Below are 18,755 nucleotides of genomic sequence, written 5' to 3' on the forward strand. Positions count from 1 at the left end.
GTCACCGCCGCCGAACCGCGGATGCGCCGGTCCTGGGCCGACGCCGGGATCATCGGCGCGTACCTGGCGTTCTCCGTGCTCCTGTTCGGCGGCCTGTGGGCCGACCTCGGCCAGGGCTACCTGTGGAACAGCGCGTCGGACCAGAACCTGTGGGAATGGTTCTTCGCGGTCACCGCGAAATCGGTGCAGCACCTGGAAAACCCGCTCGCCAGCGGTCTGCAGAACTACCCGCTCGGCGTGAACATGATGGCCAACACGGCCATGCTGGGCCTGGGCGTCCCGCTCACCCCGATCACGCTCGCCTTCGGCCCCACCGCCACCTGGGCGATCGCCCTCACCGGCAGCCTCGCCGGCAGCGCGGCGGCCTGGTACTGGGTGTTCTCGCGGCATCTCGTGCGGCACCGGGTGTCCGCGGCGATCGGCGGCGCGTTCGCCGGGTTCGCGCCGCCGATGATCTCGCACGCCAACGCGCATCCGAACTTCGTCGCGTGGTTCCTGCTGCCGTTCATCGCGCTCAAAGTGATCCAGCTGGCGCGGGGCGACCGCCCGGTGCGCAACGGGATCTGGCTCGGCGTGCTCACCGCGTACCAGATTTTCCTCGGCGAAGAGCCGCTGCTGATCTTCGCCCTCGGCTTCCTGATCTTCGCGGTCGCGTACTGCGCTTCGCGGCGGCGCGAGGTCAAGGCGATGGTGCGGCCGGTGCTGCTCGGCGGCGGCATCGCGATCGCGCTGACGCTGGTGGTCGTCGCGTTCCCACTGTGGTGGCAGTTCTTCGGCCCGGACAGCTACACCGGGCTGGAGCACGGCCAGGTCGGCAACGACACCGCCGCGATGACCCGGTTCGCGACCCAGTCGGTGTCCGGGCAGCCGGAGGCGGCCGCCGCGGTGTCGCTGAACCGCACCGAGGAGAACGCGTTCTTCGGCTGGCCGCTGATCGTGCTGATGGTCGTGATCACGGCGTGGCTGTGGCGCGAGGTCGTGGCCCGTTCGCTCGCGATCTCGATGTTCCTGATGGCCTGGCTTTCGCTCGGCTCCGAGATCACCGTGCTGCACGAGAACACCGGCGTGCCCGGGCCGTGGAAGCTGCTGGCGGACCTGCCGTTGTTCGAATCGCTGCTGGAATCGCGGCTGGCGATGGCGTGCGTGCCCGCGATCGGGGCGCTGCTGGCGATCGCCACCGACCGGGTGTTCACCGCGGCCGGGAAGGGCGAGCTGAAGCTGCCGGTGCGGCTGATCTGGCTCGGTGCGGTCGCGGCCGTGCTGCTGCCGATCGCGCCGACCCAGCTGCTCGTGCAGAAACGCCCGCCGACGCCCGCGTTCTTCGCCGACGGCACCTGGCAGACCTACGTCGCGCCCGGCGGGACCGTCGTGCCGGTGCCGCTGCCGAGTTCGGGGGAGTCGGAGCCGCTGCACTGGCAGATGGACGCCGGCCTGCGGTACGCGATGCCGGAGGGCTACTTCGTCGGTCCGCAGGGCCCGGACGACAAACGCGGCCGCTACGGCTCTTACCAGCGGCCGACCTCGACGCTGTTCGACCGGGTCCGCGACTCCAAGCAGGCGCAGGAGGTCACCGACGCCGACCGGAACCAGGCGATCGAGGACCTGCGCTACTGGAACGCCAGCGTGCTCGTGCTGATCCCGCGCGCGCACAGCGACGCCTACCGCGCCACCGTCGACCTCCTGCTGCGCAAACCCGGGCAGTACGTGGACGGCGTGTGGATCTGGGATGTGCGGCCGATCACCGGGCGCCGCTGACGCTGTCACATCTCGCGCGGCTGTCCCGTTCCTCCCTCGAACCACTCAGAAGGAGGACCCGACATGCCTCGTATCCCGGTCAAACGAGCCACTGACGGCGGCCCGGTGCTCAAGCTCTTCTACCGGATCGCCGGGAAGCGGTACGGCGCGGTGCCGGAGCCGATGGCCGTCGTGGCGCACCACCGCGGGCTGCTGCGGACCAGCATCGCGCACGAGCTGATGGCGGAGAAGGCGTCGAAGCACCTGCCCGCCAACGTGCGCGAACTCGCGGTGTACCGCGTCGCCACGCAGATCGGCTGCTCATGGTGCGTCGACTTCGGCACCATGCTGCAGCGGCACGACGGCCTCGACATCGACCGGCTCAAGCACATCGACGAATACGCGACGTCGCCGTTGTTCACCCGCCAGGAGCGGCTGGCGCTGGCTCTCGCGGACGCGATGTCCGGCCCGGCCGTCACGGTCACCGACGAGCAGATCGCCGAGCTGGTCGCCGAATTCGGCGAGAAGGGCGTGGTCGAGCTGACGTATCAGATCGGCCTGGAGAACTCGCGGGCGCGGATGAACAGCGCGCTCGGCATCGTCGACCAGGGCTTCACCTCGGGAGCCGCCTGCCAGGTCCCGATCCCCTGACCCCCGAAACGTCCGTGAAGGGCTCCTTGAGGGAATCCGACTCCCTCAAGGAGCCCTTCACGGACTACTGCCCCGGCCGAGTGATACGGGTGAGCTTCTCCGGGTTGACCTGGTCGAAGACGCCGACGATGCGGCCGTCGCGCACGCTGAACGTCTGCACGCGCTCGTCGAGGGCCAGGTAGCCGTCGACCGCGGGCAGCTGCGGCAGCCACAGGCCGAGGTCGCCGTTGACGAGCACCGGCCGCCCGTTCTCCATCGTGCCCGGCGCGTACTTCGCCAGCACGCCGAGAACGAAGCGGGCGACCTTGTCCGGCCCGGCGATCATCCGGCGGCTGGTGCGCGAGCGGCCGTTGGAATCGCCGATCATGACCACGTCCGGGTGCAGCAGTTCGGTGACCGCGCGGATGTCGCCGGCCAGCAGCGCGACCACGAACTTCTCCAGCACCGGCTGCTGCTCCGCCAGTTCGAGCCGGGCGGGCGGATCGGCGTCCTCGACCGCGTGGCGGCCCCGGGAGGCGTGCTGGCGCGCGGCCGCCGGGCTGCAGCCGAGGACGTCCGCGATCTCGGCGAACGGCACCGCGAACGCGTCGTGCAGCACGAACGCCACGCGCTGCTCCGGCGTGAGCCGGTCGAGCACCACCATCGCGGCCATGCGCAGGCCGTCGTCGCGCACCGCGGCTTCCAGCGGGTCCTCGCTGGCAGGCGCGCCGAACGGCGTGACGATCGGTTCGGGCAGCCATTCGCCCACGTACTTCTCGCGCCGCACCGCCGCCGAGCGCAGCCGGTCGAGGCAGATCCGGCCGACCACCGCGGTCAGCCAGCCGCGCAGGTCGCGGATCCCGGCGCGGCCCGCGTCGTCGAGCCCGGACAGCCGCAGCCAGGCCTCCTGCGTCGCGTCCTCGGCGTCCGCGCGGGTGCCGGTGAGCCGGTAGGCGTCGAACTCCGCGGCGAACTCCTCCAGCGCGGTCGGTGTGCTCATGTCCCGAGTGTGCCGCACGGCGCGGCGGCGGGGAGAACTATTGTGGTGTCGTGGCAGGACTGATTCGGGAGAGCGATATCGCGGAGGTGCGTGAGCGCAACCGGATCGACGAGGTCGTGGGGGAGTACGTCGCGCTGCGCCGTGCCGGCGGGGGCAGCCTGAAGGGCCTGTGCCCGTTCCACAACGAGAAGACCCCGTCGTTCAACGTGCGCCCCACTCACGGGACCTTCCACTGCTTCGGCTGTGGCGAGGGCGGCGACGTCATCAAGTTCATTCAGAAGATCGACCTCGTGTCGTTCGTGGAGGCGGTCGAGCGGCTCGCCGACCGGGTCGGCATCCGGCTGACCTACGAGGGCGGCGGCGCGTCGGTGCAGCGCGACCGGGGCACCCGGTCCCGGCTGATCGAGGCGCACCGCGCGGCGGCCGAGTTCTACATCGAGCAGCTGGGCACCGACGAGGCGCGGGCGGCGCGGGACTTCCTGACCGAGCGCGGTTTCGACGCCGCCGCGGCCAAGCAGTTCGGCTGCGGGTTCGCGCCCGGCGGCTGGGACAAGCTCACCAAGCACCTGCTCAACCGCGGGTTCGAGGTGAAGGAGCTGATCGCGTCCGGGCTGTCGAAGGAGGGCCAGCGCGGCCCGATGGACCGGTTCCACCGGCGGCTGGTCTGGCCGATCCGCGACGTCGGCAACGACGTGGTCGGCTTCGGCGCGCGGCGGCTGTTCGACGACGACCGGATCTCGGCGAAGTACCTCAACACCTCCGAAACGCAGATCTACAAGAAGTCGCAGGTCATGTTCGGCCTCGACCAGGCCAAGCGGGAGATCGCGAAACGGCACCAGGTCGTCGTGGTCGAGGGCTACACCGACGTGATGGCGATGCACGCGGCGGGCGTGCCGACGGCCGTGGCGTCCTCGGGCACCGCGTTCGGCGAGGACCACATGAAGGTCCTGCGCCGGCTGATGATGGACGACGACGCCTTCCGCGGCGAGGTCATCTTCACCTTCGACGGCGACGAGGCGGGGCAGAAAGCGGCGCTCAAGGCGTTCGAAGGCGACCAGACGTTCGCCGGGCAGACCTACATCGCGGTCGCGCCGGACGGCATGGACCCGTGCGAGCTGCGCGTCGCGAAGGGCGACACCGCGGTGCGCGACCTGGTGGCCCGGCGCACGCCGCTGTTCGAGTTCGTGATCAAGAGCATGCTCAAGCAGTTCGACCTGGATTCGGTCGACGGCCAGGTTTCCGCGCTGCAGAAGACCGTGCCGATGGTCGCCGCGATCAAGGACCGGGCCAGCCGGGACGGGTACGCGTCCAAGCTCGCCTGGTGGGTCGGCTGGCAGGACGTCGCGCAGGTGGTCAACCGGGTGCGCGGCGCGGCCGGAGCGGCGTCGCGGCGCGGACCGGCCGAACCGCAGCCGAGGCGGTCCGCGGCCCGCCACGATGCCCCCGCGCCCGAGCCGGAGAAGCAGGATCTGCCGCGTCCCGCGCCGAACGACCCGCGGTTCGCCGGGCAGCGCGAAGCGCTCAAGGCGGCGCTGCAGCAGCCCGCGATCGCCGGTCCGGAGTACGACTCGCTGCCGGAAGAGGCGTTCACGCATCCGGTGTACATCGCGGTGCACCTGGCCGTGCTGAAGGCGGGCGGGGCGGCGTCCGGGCTCACCGGGCCCGCGCTGCTGGACGCGGCGTCGGCGCACTGTCCGGAAGGGACGGTCCGCCGGGTGCTCAGCGAACTGGCGGTGGAACCGTTGCGCGCCTTGGGGGAGGTGGACTCGCGCTACATCTCCGGCGTGCTCGCGGGCGTGCAGGAGAACCTCGTCGGCAGGCAGATCGGCGAGATCAAGTCGAAGCTGCAGCGGCTGTCGCCGGTCGAGGCCCCGGACGACTACCGCGCGCTGTTCGGCGACCTGGTCGCGCTGGAGCAGTACCGGAAGTCGCTGCGCGAGCAGGCGGCGAGCGGGTGGGAGTGACGTGGGACTGCTGAACCGGTTCTTCGGCGGCGGGCTGCCCTCGGGGTTCCCGGGCACACTGGACGAGGGCGAGGACCCGGTCGCCGCGGCGGCGGTCGAGGGCGGCGGGCACCTCGTCGTGACGTCGCTGGGCCTGTGGATCCCGGCCGGCGAGGGCACGCGGCGCGTCGGCTGGCACCTGGTGGGCAAGGCGACCTGGGGCGAGGGCGTGTTCACGCTGACCGAATCGGAGGAGGCCGGGCGGACCGGCGCGGTCGCGGTGCTGGCCGACCGCGAGCCGGTGCGGTTCCGGCTTCCGCAGCCGGGGAAGGTGCCGCAGCAGGTGCGCCTGCGCGTCGACGGCTCGGTGCGGGGAAGGCACCGGCACGAGTTCCCCGAGGGCGGCGCGTGGTTCGTCCAGCGCAAGGTCCCCGGCCGCGACGGCGTGGAACTGCAGGTCCGCCCCGATCCGGGCACCGACCCGGCGCTGGTCGAGGCGGTCGCGGCGGAGGTCGCGGAGAAGCTGGCCAACCTCGGCGAGTAGCAGTACGCTCGTACTCAGTACGGCTGTACTGTTACTGGCGGGAGGCTGCTCATGTGGGATCCGGCGAAGTACCTCGACTATTCCGACCTGCGCGGCCGGCCGTTCTACGACCTGATCGGGCGAATCTCGGCTGCTTCGCCCCGCCGGGTGGCCGACCTGGGCTGCGGCCCCGGCACCCTGACCCTGGACCTGGCGCTCCGCTGGCCGGACGCGGTCCTGGAGGCGATGGACAGCTCGCCGGAGATGGTCGCCGCGGCCCGGGAACGCGGGGTGCCCGCCGAGGTCGGCGACGTCCGGTCGTGGACCCCGAAACCGGACACCGACGTGGTCGTCTCGAACGCGGTCCTGCAGTGGGTGCCCGGCCATGAGGACTTGCTGCGCCGCTGGGCCGCAGAACTCCCAGCTGGAGCGGTCCTGGCGGTGCAGGTGCCCGGCAACTTCTCCGCCCCTTCGCACGCCATCAGCCGTCAGTTGGCCGCTTCACCGGCCTGGGCCACGCGGCTGTCCTCCGTGTCGTTGCGTGCCGAAGACGCGGTCGGCGAACCCCGCGACTACGCGAACCTTCTCGCCGACGCCGGATGCCTGGTCGACGCCTGGGAAACCACGTACGTGCAACAACTTTCCGGCCCGCGAGCAGTCCTGGAGTGGATCACCGGCACCGCGCTCCGCCCCATCCGCGCGGCCTTGGGAGACACTGATTGGGCTGAGTTCCAAGACGACCTGGCCCCGCTCCTGGACGAGGCCTACCCGCCCCGCCCGGACGGCACGACCTGGTTCGAATTCCGGCGGATCTTCTTCGTCGCGAAGATTCCGGGCTGATTTCGTACTGGGAAACGAACGTCGCGCCGTGCTCGGCTGACGGTTTGTTGGTTGCGGGGGTGACCGAGGTCACCGGTATCGACGAGTCGCCCAGGCCCGCTGTCCACTGACCTCGGGGCGTACGACTTCCTCTGCTCCGCGACCCCCTCCGCCACCTGGGCTTCGAAACAGCCGTCACCCAGGTGGCCGCCTGGCCCGCGCGACGATCGCTGCCCGGCGCGCGGTACTCGCTCACCGGGCAGAAACCGTCCTGAGCTGGGCTTTCTCAGCCGTTCCCGCGCCCGAACCTCTCGCCGAGCTTCGCCCGCGCCACCCCGGCCGCGCCCTGGACCATCGGATGGTCGGCCAGTTTGCGGTAGGTGCGCACGATCTGCTCGTACCGTCCCCGGCCGGCCTTGGTGCCCAGCACGTATCCCAGGCCCACGCCCAGCAGGAACTTCTTCATCGGCGGCCACACCTCTCGTCAGCAGGACTTCCGACTGTCCATTGTCCAGCACAACCGGCTTCCGCGCGGGGTTCCCCGCGCCGGGCCGCGAAACCCACCCCCCTGTGCGGGGCTGGAACGGCATGGGTTAAAGTTCTTCCTGTCAGCCCGGAGAGATCCGGACCGGCAGAGCGCGATCCCCTGTAGCTCAACTGGCAGAGCATTCGGCTGTTAACCGGAGGGTTCTTGGTTCGAGTCCAAGCGGGGGAGCAAAGCCCAGGCCAATGGCCTGGGCTTTTTTGTTACCCGTAAGTAGGGGCGATTTAGTGTCGATTTTGACGGTCGTCCAAGCGGTCGTCTGTCGGGCCGCTGGTGGCCGACTGCGGTAGCCAGCGGTGCTTCGGAGACGTAGGGCTGCGATGCCGCGCTGGCCGCTATCGATACTGGCGTGGTTGGCCTCGCTCGATATGTCGATTCGTTTCTCGACGCGTGCATGCGATGTCCTCGAGCAGCTTCAGGTTGATGATCGAGCCCTGGAACCGCGCGTGGCGTGAGCGGGCAGGTCGTGGCCGCGTGACTGTTCCCGGTGCCTCGCTGCGCGGTTCTGGCCTGAAGGTTGCCGGGTTCGTCGCGGGCGAGTTGATCATGCGGCCTGCTGGCCGAACGTCGTAACCGCTTGGAATAACCCGAGGCGTGATGAAGCCGGACCGGTTCGTCGTACGGAGATCCCGTGTCAGGACGCCAATCGTGGTGTAGCGCGGCGCAGAGCCGGTAGTCGTCACGCCGGGTGCGGGCCATGGTCGTCGCGGTCAGGTAGATCTTCCTGGCTGACGAGGATCGAGACTCGCGTGGTGCCCATGGTGCGCATCGCGTGCCGCGAACCGAGATCAGGCGCTGACGTGTGCCGTGGTGGTATCGCGACCTGATCCAGAGTTTCCGGGCGAAGTCCCGCTCGGTGCTGCTGTTTTCACAGGCTTCCGGAATAAAAGGCAGCGGTCTGAAGACGTCTAAACTGTGATTTCAGAATGCGAGGATGAGTCGTTTCGGAGCCTCGGTGCCCACTGCATTGAGGAAGATTCTCGACAGCGCTGGCCTTATTGGTGAATTCAGTCGACTGTCAGTTAGCTAGAGACAATGCGTCCGTGAGTTGCCCAACGGGTCGCGCAGCTTGTGGCGTCGCCCCATACCGCTGGGGACCGCGTTGGCCGAGCGTCTCTGGCCTGCGGAACAGCACTGCTGACCCCTTCACCGCCAGAATGGGCAGGACACGTCCCTGACCTGCGGTTATCGGGAACCTGCAGGCCGGACGCCGCAGTTGACCGCACCTGAGCGCTGTTCGAGGCTGTTGGAATCATGGTCCTGCTCCAAGAAAATTCGCATGAATGCGCATTGCGCGTTCATGCCCATCGCGTTGTCTAGCGATGCTGACATGTTGTCTAGAGCCTGGGATGACGAGGAAGGTCGGCGTTCGGTCGTCGGTTGAAGAGATCGAAGATTTCACCCTACGTTCGAGCGAGGAGCACGTCGCTGACGTGCTCCTCAACGTGGGCCAGCTGACGTATCCCCGCACGCGCGGAGCAGACGCGTTGGGCGGCACCGTCATCGTGACCGAGCCGGGACCCCGCAACGCGATGAAGACCCGAGCCGTTCGGCCGTCGCGTTCGTCGTGTCGGGACCTCCGCGCGCGGGGGAAGACCCACGCTGACGGAGGCTGGCCGGGTTTAGGCGGACGACCCCCCGCTCGCTCGGGGAGAACGGCCTCAGTCTGCTCGGCTGACTGGACTTGCTGGGATCGCTCCCGCTCGCGCGGGGAGAACGTACTCGTCGCTGGTGGGGTAGCCGATGCTGCCTTTCTCCCAGCCCAGGGACGCCCATTTGTCTCGGATGGCTCCGTGGATGGATTGTGCGCCGGTGGCGGGGGCCCAGCAGATGGATGAGCCTTGAGCGCCGTTGAAGTGGTTGCAGCGGCCCACTCCGTCAGGTGTGCCGGTTTCGTCTGTGGCGGGGTAGCCCAGGCCAAGGTGCCGTGCAGGATCCCGGTGTTCGTGGAGCCGGTGCAGTTGGCGGTGAACTGCGGATCGATGTAGGTCGTGCTTTCGCTGGCATTCATGCACGCGAACTACGCGCCCTTGCCGGCTGCCGTGTTCCAGTCGACTGTGCCCCGGTAGTGGGACGCGTCCACGTCCGGCGTCGTCACACGGCGGCCATCGCGATGCGCGGGGCGGTGTTCGGCGTCGCGACCGGGTCCGCGCCGATGGGGGAGTCCATGTAGCCCGAGCCCGGATGCGCCGGTGCGCTCGCGGTGTTTCCCCTCGGTGAGCTGGGGACCGCGAGCTGTTCGCGGCGACGGCCGGTGTCCCGGCCAGCGCGCACGCGAGCAGAGCGGAGACCGCGCCAGCGCGTGCCCGCACCACGAATCCATCCCGCCGCACACCTCTACCCGTTCACACCGCTATCGCCGGGAACCCGGAAGCGTGACCGGAGTGCGGTGGTCGACTGTGGCTCACGGGGATTCGTACAGGCGATAGAGCCGTCCGCCCTGGACCGCGTAGACGGTGACGGGTTCGGTGCTGGGCCGTGCGGTGGCTTGCCAGGCGGTGCCGTCGGGGATTCCTGGTGCGGGGGAGGGGAGTCCGGTGATTCCTCCGCCGGTGACGGTGCCGGTGGCGTCGGCGATGAGGACGCAGTCGGGGTGCAGGTCGGTCCATCCGGTGATGAGCGCGCCGCCGGTGGGGTGCGGGGTGGTGATAGTGCCGTGGCCTGCAGGCAAATCCGTGGCGGCGGCCGGGTGGACGACGGTGCCGAGTTCGGGTCCGCGGCAGCCGAGGGTGAAGCTCGGGGAGAAGGGGTAGGCGCCGAGGGCTCGGGCGGCGGGGATGACTTGGCGTTGGATGTGGAGCTGGTCGAGGACGCTGGTGGCTTCGGTGCGCAGGGCGATGGGGGCGAGGGCGAGCGGGGCGTAGCCGCGGCGGGTGAGGTCGGCTTTGGTTCCGCCGAGGGCGTGGGTGGTGAGGGAGATCGCGCAGATGCCGATGACGACAGCGGTGAAAGACCACTGTGGACGGACCAGTGTCGCAAGGGCGAGAAGCGCGGTGAGAGCGAGGGCGCTGACGATGGCGTAGCGGCTGATCAGGCCGATGTTCCCGCCCGGAGCCAGGTTGCTGGTGCGGCCGAGTGCGACGAGGACCGCGAGAGCGACGGCGTACCCGGCGATGCCGATCCATCCTGCGGCGCGCGGGTCGTGTTTCGCGGCGATAGCGCAGGCGGTGAGGAGCGCGGCGGTGAGCGCTCCGGCGAGGACGGCGACGAGAGCTTGATCGCCGGACCACAGGCTGCCGAGCGCGGCTGCGGCGACGGAGAGGCGGCCGTCGGGATCGAGCGCGGTGGTGGCGAGGGATTGTGCGCCGCTGGGTTTGGTGAGCAGCCACCCTGCCAGGACAACAACTCCGGCGGCAGTCATGGAGATGGTTTTGGCGCGGTTTTCGTGGCGGAGCAGAAAGATCGCGGCGACTAGGAAGAACGCGGGCAGCCCGGTCCCGAAACTGAGGCTGGCGAACAGCGCTGCGACCGCGGCGGTCCAGAGGCGTCCGCGGTGGGCTTGGGCGGCGGCGAGGACGGTGAAGAAGACGGCGGGGATCCAGCTGATCCCGTTGGTGCCTTGCAGCCAGATTTCGGCCAGGTGTGAGGAGAACAGCAGCCACGACGTCCCGGCGGCGAGTGCTGCTTTCCGGTGCGGGGACAGGGATCGGGGGAGCATCGAGTACAGGCAGGCGCCGGTCCCGGCGACGAGCGCGACGGTGAGGACGGTGAGGACGCGGTTGTCGCCCCCGAACCAGGCGGCGTCGGCGTAGAACAGCAGCGAGGGGATGACGAACGGCTGGTCGAGGTGATAGGTGAACACCTGGCCGAGCAGGAGGCGTCCGCGGTCGTCGGTGATTTTCGCGAGGACGTGCCAGTAGTCGAGAAGCACATGACCGCGCGGCGCCCGCACGGCGGTCCACAACGCCAACGCGGCGGGGACGGCGGCGAAGGCTGCCAGCGCGACGACCCCGACACGGAGCCTTCGGACGGCAGGAAGCGCGGCGGGCGGCGAAGCAAGCGCGGTCAAGATCTCTCCTAGCGAAGTGGGTGTCACCCGGTCGGCCGCTTGCCGAACCCGTCTGCCGTGCGCGGCGGAGTTTCTGCGGTGTGACCTGCTGCTTCTACAGCATTGGGCACGACCCGGACAAGAGTGTCCTTGCTCTCCGTTCCGGATGTAACGACAGGATACGGACAAAGCGATTACTGGTTCGCAGACCGGATGAACGAGATATTCCGGCTGTCCCGGCCAATGGGCATGAGCGCTTCGGGCCGGTGTTGCGCGGCGCTGCCAGTGCCGTGCTTTCGGGTTGGCGCGAGCTGGAGTTCGCGCCGCGGGGAGGGACGTTCGTCGTGCGCCGGTTGTCGCGTGCTGCCGAAAAGAGCCAGGTGCTCAGAGCCGTGCTGGTCCTGCTGATAGCGGTGCTGCTGGCCAGCACCACCGAGGCGGTCGCCGCCCCGGCCCGTCCGGCGGAAGCTCCGGCAAGGGTTGATCCGCACGACGTCCCGTTCCTATCCTCGCCGCCGCCGAGCGCCCCGCAGCTCGCGAAGCCGTCGAGCGCGGACTTCTCCGGGCTGTCGCGGTTGGACGGCGGCGCGGGGACGCATTTCGACCCGCAGCGCTCGAAGCCGGTGTCGCGGACGATGTTCGCGACGGAGTACGAGAACCCGGACGGCACGCGTTCGGTGCGGCAGTCCAACCAGCCGCAGAACTTCCAGGACGACAAGGGCGCGTGGCAGCCGGTCGACACCACGCTGAAAGCCGACCCGGCGACCAAGCGGTCGGATGCCGACCAGCATCCGCTGAGCCCGTCGCTGGCGGGGAAGGCTGATGATGCGGCGGTGCTGCAGGTCGAATCGGCCGGGCACACCGCGAGCCTCGCGCTGGATCAGGCCGCTCCCGCGCAGGCGGCGGTGAAGGGCGACTCGGTGACCTATCCCGAGGTCGCCGCGGGCACGGACCTGGAGTACGAGGTCACGCCGGGTGCGGTGAAGGAGACCATCAAGCTCAAGCGCCCGCCCGCGGACGGCCGGTCGAGCTGGCGGTTCAAGCTCAACGCCGGCGGTCTGACGCCGAAGCTCGACGCCAAGGCCGGATCGGTGTCGCTGCTGGACAAGGACGGCAAGGCGAAGATCGTGCTGCCGCCGGTGGAAACCTGGGACTCGGCGGGCAAGGGCGAAACCGCGCCCGCGATGACCGGCGGCGCCTACAACCTTGAGCAGACCGGTGACGAGTGGTGGCTGACCGTCTCGGTCGACGCGAACTGGCTGAAGGACCCCCAGCGCGTCTACCCGGTGTCGATCGACCCGACCTTCACCTACGGCGTGACCGAGTCGCACTCCTACCGTTCCGACGGGACGAATTGCGACGCGTGCGGGCTGCGGATCGGCAACAGCCAGGCCAACGGCGACACCTACAACCGCAGCGTCTTCCACATGGATTATGCGCCGCTGTTCGGCAAGACCGTCGTCGGCGCGCGGATGGACCTGACCCGCAACACCAGCGTCGTCGGATCGGTCAAGACCTGGAACACGAACCTTTACCACGCCTCGGGATTCAACTTCAACGGCGTCGGCGGGTACATGACCAGCGCGCTGGTCGGCGACGTCGGCAGCTTCGTCGGCGAAGGCCTGACGAGCTTCATCCGGGACCGGGTCAACGCCCGCGACGGCTCGGTGTTCTTCATGATGCTCGGCGCGGAGAACCCGGGCGTCTGGACCTACAAGAACCTCAACGCCACCCTCACCGTCGACACCGGAAGCCCCGCTCCCGCAACGACGTTGGTCGCCCCGGCGGACAACTCGGTCGTCACCACGCTGACCCCGACCCTGTCGGTCAAGCCCGTGACCGACCCGGACGGCGACGCGGTCAAGTACTGCTTCCGCGTCGCGACGGGGTCGGACGCGAAGTCCGGCGTGGTCGTCGAGTCCGGCTGCCTGCCCACCCCGACCTGGACGATCCCGCCCGGCGTCCTGCAGGACGGCGTCGCCTACACCTGGCAGGCGATGACGTTCAGCGGCTCCACCACGATCACCCCGGCCTGGGTCGGGCACCTCAAGGCCGACCAGCGCATCGGCGACCGCGGCCCGTCCCCGACCGACGACGCGGGCCCGGTCACGGTGAACCTGGCCAACGGCAACGCGTCGCTGTCGCAGCAGACCCCGACGTTCACCACCGTCGGCGGCAACGCCGGGCTGAGCTTCACGTTCAACTCCCAGCAGCGGGAAACCAAGGGCCTCAAGGCTTCCTACTTCGTCGACCTCTCGCACAACGGCCTGATCAGCGACGCCCAGCAGCCGGTGCTGGTGCGCACCGAACCGCAGGTCAACGTCGACTGGGGCACCGACTCGCCGTTCCCGCCCCCGCTTCCCGCGGACTGGTTCGTCACCCGCTGGGAAGGCTTCTTCCAGGCTCCGGTCGCCGGGACGTATCAGTTCGCCGGGGTGCACGACGACGGCGCGGTCGTGTGGGTCAACGGCGCGAAGGTCTACGACGTCGGCGTCCCCAGCGACGTCAACTGGACCCAGTCCACGAACGTCACGCTGACCGCGGGGCAGCGGGTGCCGATCAAGGTCGAGAACGCCGAAGCCACCGGCGCGGCGAAGATGCGGCTGTTCGTCCGCACCACCGACAACACCACCGTCGCCCCGCAGATCGTCCCGGCGGACTGGCTGTTCACCAACGACCTGCCCGCCCTGCCGCAGGGCTGGACGCTGTCGGCGGACTTGGACGGCGACGGTTCCAGCTATACCGAAGCCAAGATCACCGACCAGAACATCGTGCTCACCGACGCCACCGGCGCCAAGCACACCTGGACCAAGAAGAGCACCGGCGGCTACACCCCGCCCGAGGGCGAAGACGGCGTCCTCGCCCTCGACACGAGCGGCCGCGTCACCCTGCACGAGGGCGGCACCGTGTTCACTTTCCGCGCCGACGGCAAACTCGACACGCAAGCCGCGTCGGTCGACTCGCGCAAACCGGCCGCGTTGCAGAACATCTACAACGGCGCCCCGTCGCGGCTGGTCCAGATCAAGGACCCGGTGTCGGGTCGTGCGCACACGCTGCATTACAACCGGGCCGGCGACGACTGCTACGGCAGCATCAAGGTTCCCGCGGGGGCGGATGCGCTGCCGCCGTCGCAGATGCTGTGCCGCGTCAGCTACTGGGACGGCAGCGATACGGCGTTGTGGTACGTCCAGGGCCGACTTGCTCGGATCGAGGACCCGGGCGCGGAGAGCAACGACTACCTCTACGACGAAGGCGGCCGCGTCACCGCGGTGCGCAGCCCGCTGGCCGCGGACTGGGTCGCCGCCGACCCGGCGAGCCGGAACCTGATCGACTACTACACCACCATCGGATACGCCGACCAGAACGGCAAAACCCAGGTCACCAACGTCACCGAATCCGCTCCCGCACCCGGGCAGCCGCGGCCGAAGACGACCTATCGCTACGACCCAGCCAACCGCACCACCTACACCGACACCGCCGGGTTGAACCCGGCCACCGGGTTCGCGGGCAAGGTCACCTACGACGACGCCGACCGCGCACTGTCCACAACGGACGCGACTGGCAAGGTCTCCAGCCAGACCTGGAACGTCAAGGATCAGCAGCTGAGTTCTACCGATCCGGCCGGGCGGGTGTCGACCACCGTCTACGACTACGCGGACCGCGCGACCGACAAGTACGGTCCAGCGCCGGCTGCGTGCTTCAGCGGGCAGAGTCCGGTCGCTGCCTGCGCGGCGACTGTCCCGCACCAGCGCACTGGCTACGACGAGAACATCAACGGCCTGGCAGCGGCCTTCTACGACAACCCGACCCTGTCGGGCGTGCCGAAGGTTTGGCGCACTGGGATCGGCCCGGCTGATGGCAGCATCAAGAGCTCGTGGGAGTACAGCAACGACGTCGTGCCCGGCTTGACCGCGGACTCGTTCTCGCTGCGTCTCACCGGCGACATCGTCTTCCCTGCCGCGGGCGACTACAAGCTGCGGGCGAACGTCGACGACGGCATCCGCATGTGGATCGACGACCGGCTGGTCATGGACTACTGGCAGGTCAGCAACCCGGCCTGGCGCGAAGCGACCGTCCACAGCGACGCCGCCGGACAGGCGAAGAAGATCCGCATCGACTACTACGACAACGGCGGCTACGCCAAACTCGACCTCAACTGGATCGCCCCCGGCAAAGCCGAAGAACTCGTCCCTGGGACCGCGCTGCGCCCGCGCTACGGACTCCAGACGACCACGACCGCCTCGGAATCCGACGGCGTGCCAGACCGGACCGGCACGACACGGTACGACGAAAACGGCCTGGACCCCGTCTACGGTCTCGTTTCTTCCGCAGTGAACGACCCGAACGGGCAGAAGCCCAACGGTGCCGCCAGCTACGAGCCGCCGGGCTCCGGGTACCTGCGCAAGACGAGCAAAACCATGCCGACCGGAGCGAAATACAGCTACGCGTACTACGGCGACACCGAAACCCGGGCCAACCCGTGCGCGGCCGGCGGACCGGCAGTCAACCAAGCCGGGATGCCCAAGGTCACGACCTCGCCGTCGCCCGCGTCCGGCAGCGCACGCAGCGACGAACAGGTCTACGACAGCTCCGGGCGAGTGGTCGCGAAGGCGACCGGCGGCGACTGGATCTGCACCGTCTACGACGCACGAAACAGGCCTTCACAGGTCACGTACCCCGCCAACCCCACCGCCGGACTGCGGACGGTGACCTACGACTACGCCGTGGACGGCGACCCTCTCGCCTCTTCGGTGTCCGACGCCGCAGGCACCGTCCTCACCAAGACCGACCTGCTGGGCCGGACTGTGTCCTACACCGACGCCAACGGAACGAAGACTGACACGACCTACGACCAGGCAGGGCGGAGCACCCAAGAAGTCGTCACCCCACCGAACACCGCCGACGCGCCACAAACCACGGTATTCGCCTACGACGACGCCGGCCGGATCCTCACAACGAAACTCGGCACCACCACCCTGGCCACCGCGACCTACGACGCCTCCGGCGAACTCGCTTCGGTCGCCTACGCCAACGGTTCCTCGCTGGCAGCCATCGGCAAGGACCTGGCAGGCCAGACCACGTCGCTGAAATGGCAGACCAGCGACAACCGGCAGATCGCGTCGGCGGTGTCCCGGACCCGCGCCGGCACCATCCACCGGGAAACCCTCGACGGCGCCGACTCGAACCCCGGCGGCCCCACCTATGTCTACGACGCGGCCGGACGCCTCACCGAGGCCTACGCCTCCGGCCACCACCTCACCTACGACTTCACCTCCGCGGCCGACCCCGGCTGCCCCGCCGGCACCCAAGCCAACGCAGGCCTGAACGCCAACCGGGTCCGGCTGCTCGACCGGGTCGGCACCACGACCACCGCCACGTCCTACTGCTACGACACCGCCGACCGGCTCACCGCCACCACCGGCGCCAACCCTGTCACCGGCATCGCCTACGACACCCACGGCAACACCACCGAATACACCCAAGGCCCCACCACCACCCACCTCGGCTACGACAGCGCCGACCGGCACCGCACCGCCTCCACCACCAGCAGCGACCCCGCCCAGGTCGCAGACGTCGGCTACACCCGCGACGCCACCGACCGCATCGTCCGCCGCGACGCCGCCGCCGGCGACCAACAAGCCACGGCGCTCTACGGCTACACCGCCAACGGCGACTCCGCCAGCCTCGCCCTCGACGTAAGCAAACGGCTGCTGTCACGCAGCCTGTCCCTGCCCGGCGGCGTCCTGCTGACCTTCACCTACCCCGGCGGAACCGCCACCCCCGCATACGACCACGTCACCGTCCGCGGCGACATCTTCCTGTCCACCGACCACGCCGGCAAACAGACCGGCAACCGCTACAGCTACGACCCCTACGGCCAGCCCCTCACGACCACCGGTGCCTCGGATCCTCAGGCCGTGCCCGCCAACCAGCCAGGCAAGATGAGCTACGGCTGGCTCGGCCAGCACCGACGCCCCTACGAACACGCCGGAGCGCTTTCCATCGTCGAAATGGGTGCCAGAGCCTACATCCCCGCTCTCGGACGATTCCTGTCCGTCGACCCCGTCGAAGGCGGCAACACCAACGACTACATCTACCCCGCCGACCCCGTCAACCACACCGACCTCGACGGCAAATGCTTCACTCGCAGCACGCTGATCCGTTGCCTCGGCGGAATTAATAAAGGTTTGAAGAGTGCCGGACGATGGATCAGAACCAAGGCTTGGCCCTGGGTCAAACGTGCCGCCGAAAAAGCCTTCACCTGGGGAGTGAACAACGGATATCACGCCTTTAGCTATCTCTCTGGCTACCGTTACTGGATGTGGCACGGGCTGCGAGCCTTCTACCGGCTGACTCTTGCCAGATGCGTCGAACGCGCCGTCTCGATATGGAACGGAATGGGCTCCTTGAACTGGGCTTACCGAGCGGTCGGTGCGGGGCTCGGGTGCCTGAGCGCCAGACGAGGTTGAAGCCGGCCAGGCGCGAGAGCGGTCACGTTTGCGAGCCGCTGTAATCTCCACCATGGGTAGCGAGGGGCGAATTGTCAGGATGAGGAGGCCGAGAATGCCGGGGCAGCTGAATGTGCGAGGTTATCTCAAGGAGATATTAAAATCTCCCGACTCGCGGGCCGCGTCAATGGCAGTGGATCTAGTCAAATCAGAAGAACCCGGGGTCGACGAAGCGATATTCAAGTCGTTGAGGTATGAAATATGGTCTGCCACGGTACGAACCCTGGCGTTGAGGATTCTTGTGGAACGCGATCGCGACCGTGATCCGGATCCGCTGCTCGACTGCGTCCCGGAGGGGCATGTCAGGGCTGTCGAAGATCGATCGAGCGCCACCATCAAAAGCGCGATCATAGCCCCGATAGTGACACGATACGAATTCGGATTCGGTCGACTACGTCAACTTGACCCGATGGGCCAGTACGACACGATCCTCAGGTGTTACGCCGCTCCTGTTCGAATGAACGCGGCAATAGGGTTGGGTGACTCCGGAGAGGCGAACGCTCTTGACGTCCTGGCGAAAGCTCTGAAGGACAAGGTCCCGGCCGTGCGTGCCCTCGGCGCGGATGCTGTCCGTCGACTTGGCAACGCGGGATTCCGCGAAAAAGCACGGGAGCATCCTGTCCGGGACTTGCTGGTCGATCTCCTTCAGGAGGACTCGCTTCGCGAAACGAGAATCGCCGCAGCGCGGGCGCTCGGCTCACTGGGAGAGTTTGAAGCACTGCGAGACCACAGTCCGAAATCGCCCCGCGATCAACGCGAATGGACAAGAATTCTGCAGGGGGAGATTCCGTCATTGAAACGAACATGGCCGGGGGACCTCACGATCTGATCGCCCATCCCCAGTCAGCGGGTGCAGCAGGCCCGATTCGTGCGTGACCGACCGACAGAGCGCGCCACGTGGCCTTGGGTGCCTGCGGCGATCTCTCCTGTGGCGGGACACGATCAGAGTTCGCTGTTGGCGCGCCGCGTCTAAGAGCGTGTCTCACTTGGATGGCGGTTGAGGTGCGAGCATGATCATGACTTGTGATGGACGAGTTGTCGCGACGATTGGTGCCCGACGAGTTG

Annotated in this window: 12 protein-coding genes and 1 tRNA gene; 8 read left to right on the forward strand and 5 right to left on the reverse strand. The window is 68.5% G+C overall.

Annotation, left to right across the window (positions count from 1 at the left end; all coding sequences use genetic code 11):
• Window positions 1-21: 21 nt before the first annotated feature.
• Window positions 22-1,755: a glycosyl transferase gene (locus ACZ7SW_RS34850; protein ID WP_470234630.1), complete on the forward strand. Its 1,734-nt coding sequence runs from the start codon at window positions 22-24 to the stop codon at window positions 1,753-1,755.
• 63 nt (window positions 1,756-1,818) lie between these two features.
• Window positions 1,819-2,385 (forward strand): carboxymuconolactone decarboxylase family protein, encoded by a 567-nt coding sequence (locus ACZ7SW_RS34855; protein ID WP_470234617.1) that lies wholly within the window; start codon window positions 1,819-1,821, stop codon window positions 2,383-2,385.
• Window positions 2,386-2,449: 64 nt separating this feature from the next.
• Here ACZ7SW_RS34855 and sigJ read toward each other — a convergent pair whose 3' ends face one another.
• Window positions 2,450-3,364, reverse strand: a complete 915-nt coding sequence (gene sigJ, locus ACZ7SW_RS34860; RefSeq protein ID WP_470234618.1) for an RNA polymerase sigma factor SigJ — start codon at window positions 3,362-3,364, stop codon at window positions 2,450-2,452.
• Window positions 3,365-3,414: 50 nt separating this feature from the next.
• Between sigJ and dnaG the strand changes: the two genes are divergently transcribed.
• The 3 genes from dnaG to ACZ7SW_RS34875 are packed head-to-tail and all read left to right on the forward strand — an operon-like array spanning window position 3,415 to window position 6,670.
• Window positions 3,415-5,328 carry a DNA primase gene (gene dnaG, locus ACZ7SW_RS34865; RefSeq protein WP_470234619.1) on the forward strand — a complete coding sequence of 638 codons (1,914 nt, stop codon included), beginning with the start codon at window positions 3,415-3,417 and terminating at the stop codon, window positions 5,326-5,328.
• Window position 5,329: 1 nt separating this feature from the next.
• Window positions 5,330-5,851 (forward strand): hypothetical protein, encoded by a 522-nt coding sequence (locus ACZ7SW_RS34870; protein WP_470234620.1) that lies wholly within the window; start codon window positions 5,330-5,332, stop codon window positions 5,849-5,851.
• Window positions 5,852-5,902: 51 nt separating this feature from the next.
• Window positions 5,903-6,670 (forward strand): trans-aconitate 2-methyltransferase, encoded by a 768-nt coding sequence (locus ACZ7SW_RS34875; RefSeq protein WP_470234621.1) that lies wholly within the window; start codon window positions 5,903-5,905, stop codon window positions 6,668-6,670.
• Window positions 6,671-6,935: 265 nt separating this feature from the next.
• Here ACZ7SW_RS34875 and ACZ7SW_RS34880 read toward each other — a convergent pair whose 3' ends face one another.
• Window positions 6,936-7,115 (reverse strand): hypothetical protein, encoded by a 180-nt coding sequence (locus ACZ7SW_RS34880; protein WP_037362580.1) that lies wholly within the window; start codon window positions 7,113-7,115, stop codon window positions 6,936-6,938.
• Between the two features lie 176 nt (window positions 7,116-7,291).
• Between ACZ7SW_RS34880 and ACZ7SW_RS34885 the strand changes: the two genes are divergently transcribed.
• A tRNA-Asn gene (locus tag ACZ7SW_RS34885) sits at window positions 7,292-7,364 on the forward strand.
• 1,490 nt (window positions 7,365-8,854) lie between these two features.
• On the opposite strand, the gene ACZ7SW_RS34890 is transcribed toward ACZ7SW_RS34885, so the two are convergent.
• The 3 genes from ACZ7SW_RS34890 to ACZ7SW_RS34900 all read right to left on the reverse strand — a co-directional run bounded on the left by ACZ7SW_RS34890 (window position 8,855) and on the right by ACZ7SW_RS34900 (window position 11,202).
• On the reverse strand, window positions 8,855-9,208 hold the full coding sequence (locus ACZ7SW_RS34890) for a hypothetical protein (protein ID WP_470234622.1): 354 nt from the start codon (window positions 9,206-9,208) through the stop codon (window positions 8,855-8,857).
• A gap of 79 nt (window positions 9,209-9,287) precedes the next feature.
• Window positions 9,288-9,467, reverse strand: a complete 180-nt coding sequence (locus tag ACZ7SW_RS34895; protein WP_470234623.1) for a hypothetical protein — start codon at window positions 9,465-9,467, stop codon at window positions 9,288-9,290.
• A gap of 130 nt (window positions 9,468-9,597) precedes the next feature.
• Window positions 9,598-11,202, reverse strand: coding sequence for a DUF2079 domain-containing protein (locus ACZ7SW_RS34900; protein WP_470234624.1), 1,605 nt, complete (start codon window positions 11,200-11,202; stop codon window positions 9,598-9,600).
• A 269-nt stretch (window positions 11,203-11,471) separates the two neighbouring features.
• Here ACZ7SW_RS34900 and ACZ7SW_RS34905 point away from each other — a divergent pair, with 269 nt between their 5' ends.
• Together ACZ7SW_RS34905 and ACZ7SW_RS34910 are read left to right on the forward strand one after the other, a co-directional pair.
• Window positions 11,472-17,651: a PA14 domain-containing protein gene (locus tag ACZ7SW_RS34905; RefSeq protein WP_470234625.1), complete on the forward strand. Its 6,180-nt coding sequence runs from the start codon at window positions 11,472-11,474 to the stop codon at window positions 17,649-17,651.
• A gap of 52 nt (window positions 17,652-17,703) precedes the next feature.
• Window positions 17,704-18,519 (forward strand): HEAT repeat domain-containing protein, encoded by an 816-nt coding sequence (locus tag ACZ7SW_RS34910; RefSeq protein WP_470234626.1) that lies wholly within the window; start codon window positions 17,704-17,706, stop codon window positions 18,517-18,519.
• Window positions 18,520-18,755: the final 236 nt, after the last annotated feature.

The sequence above is a fragment of the Amycolatopsis sp. NPDC114484 genome, assembly GCF_055633755.1.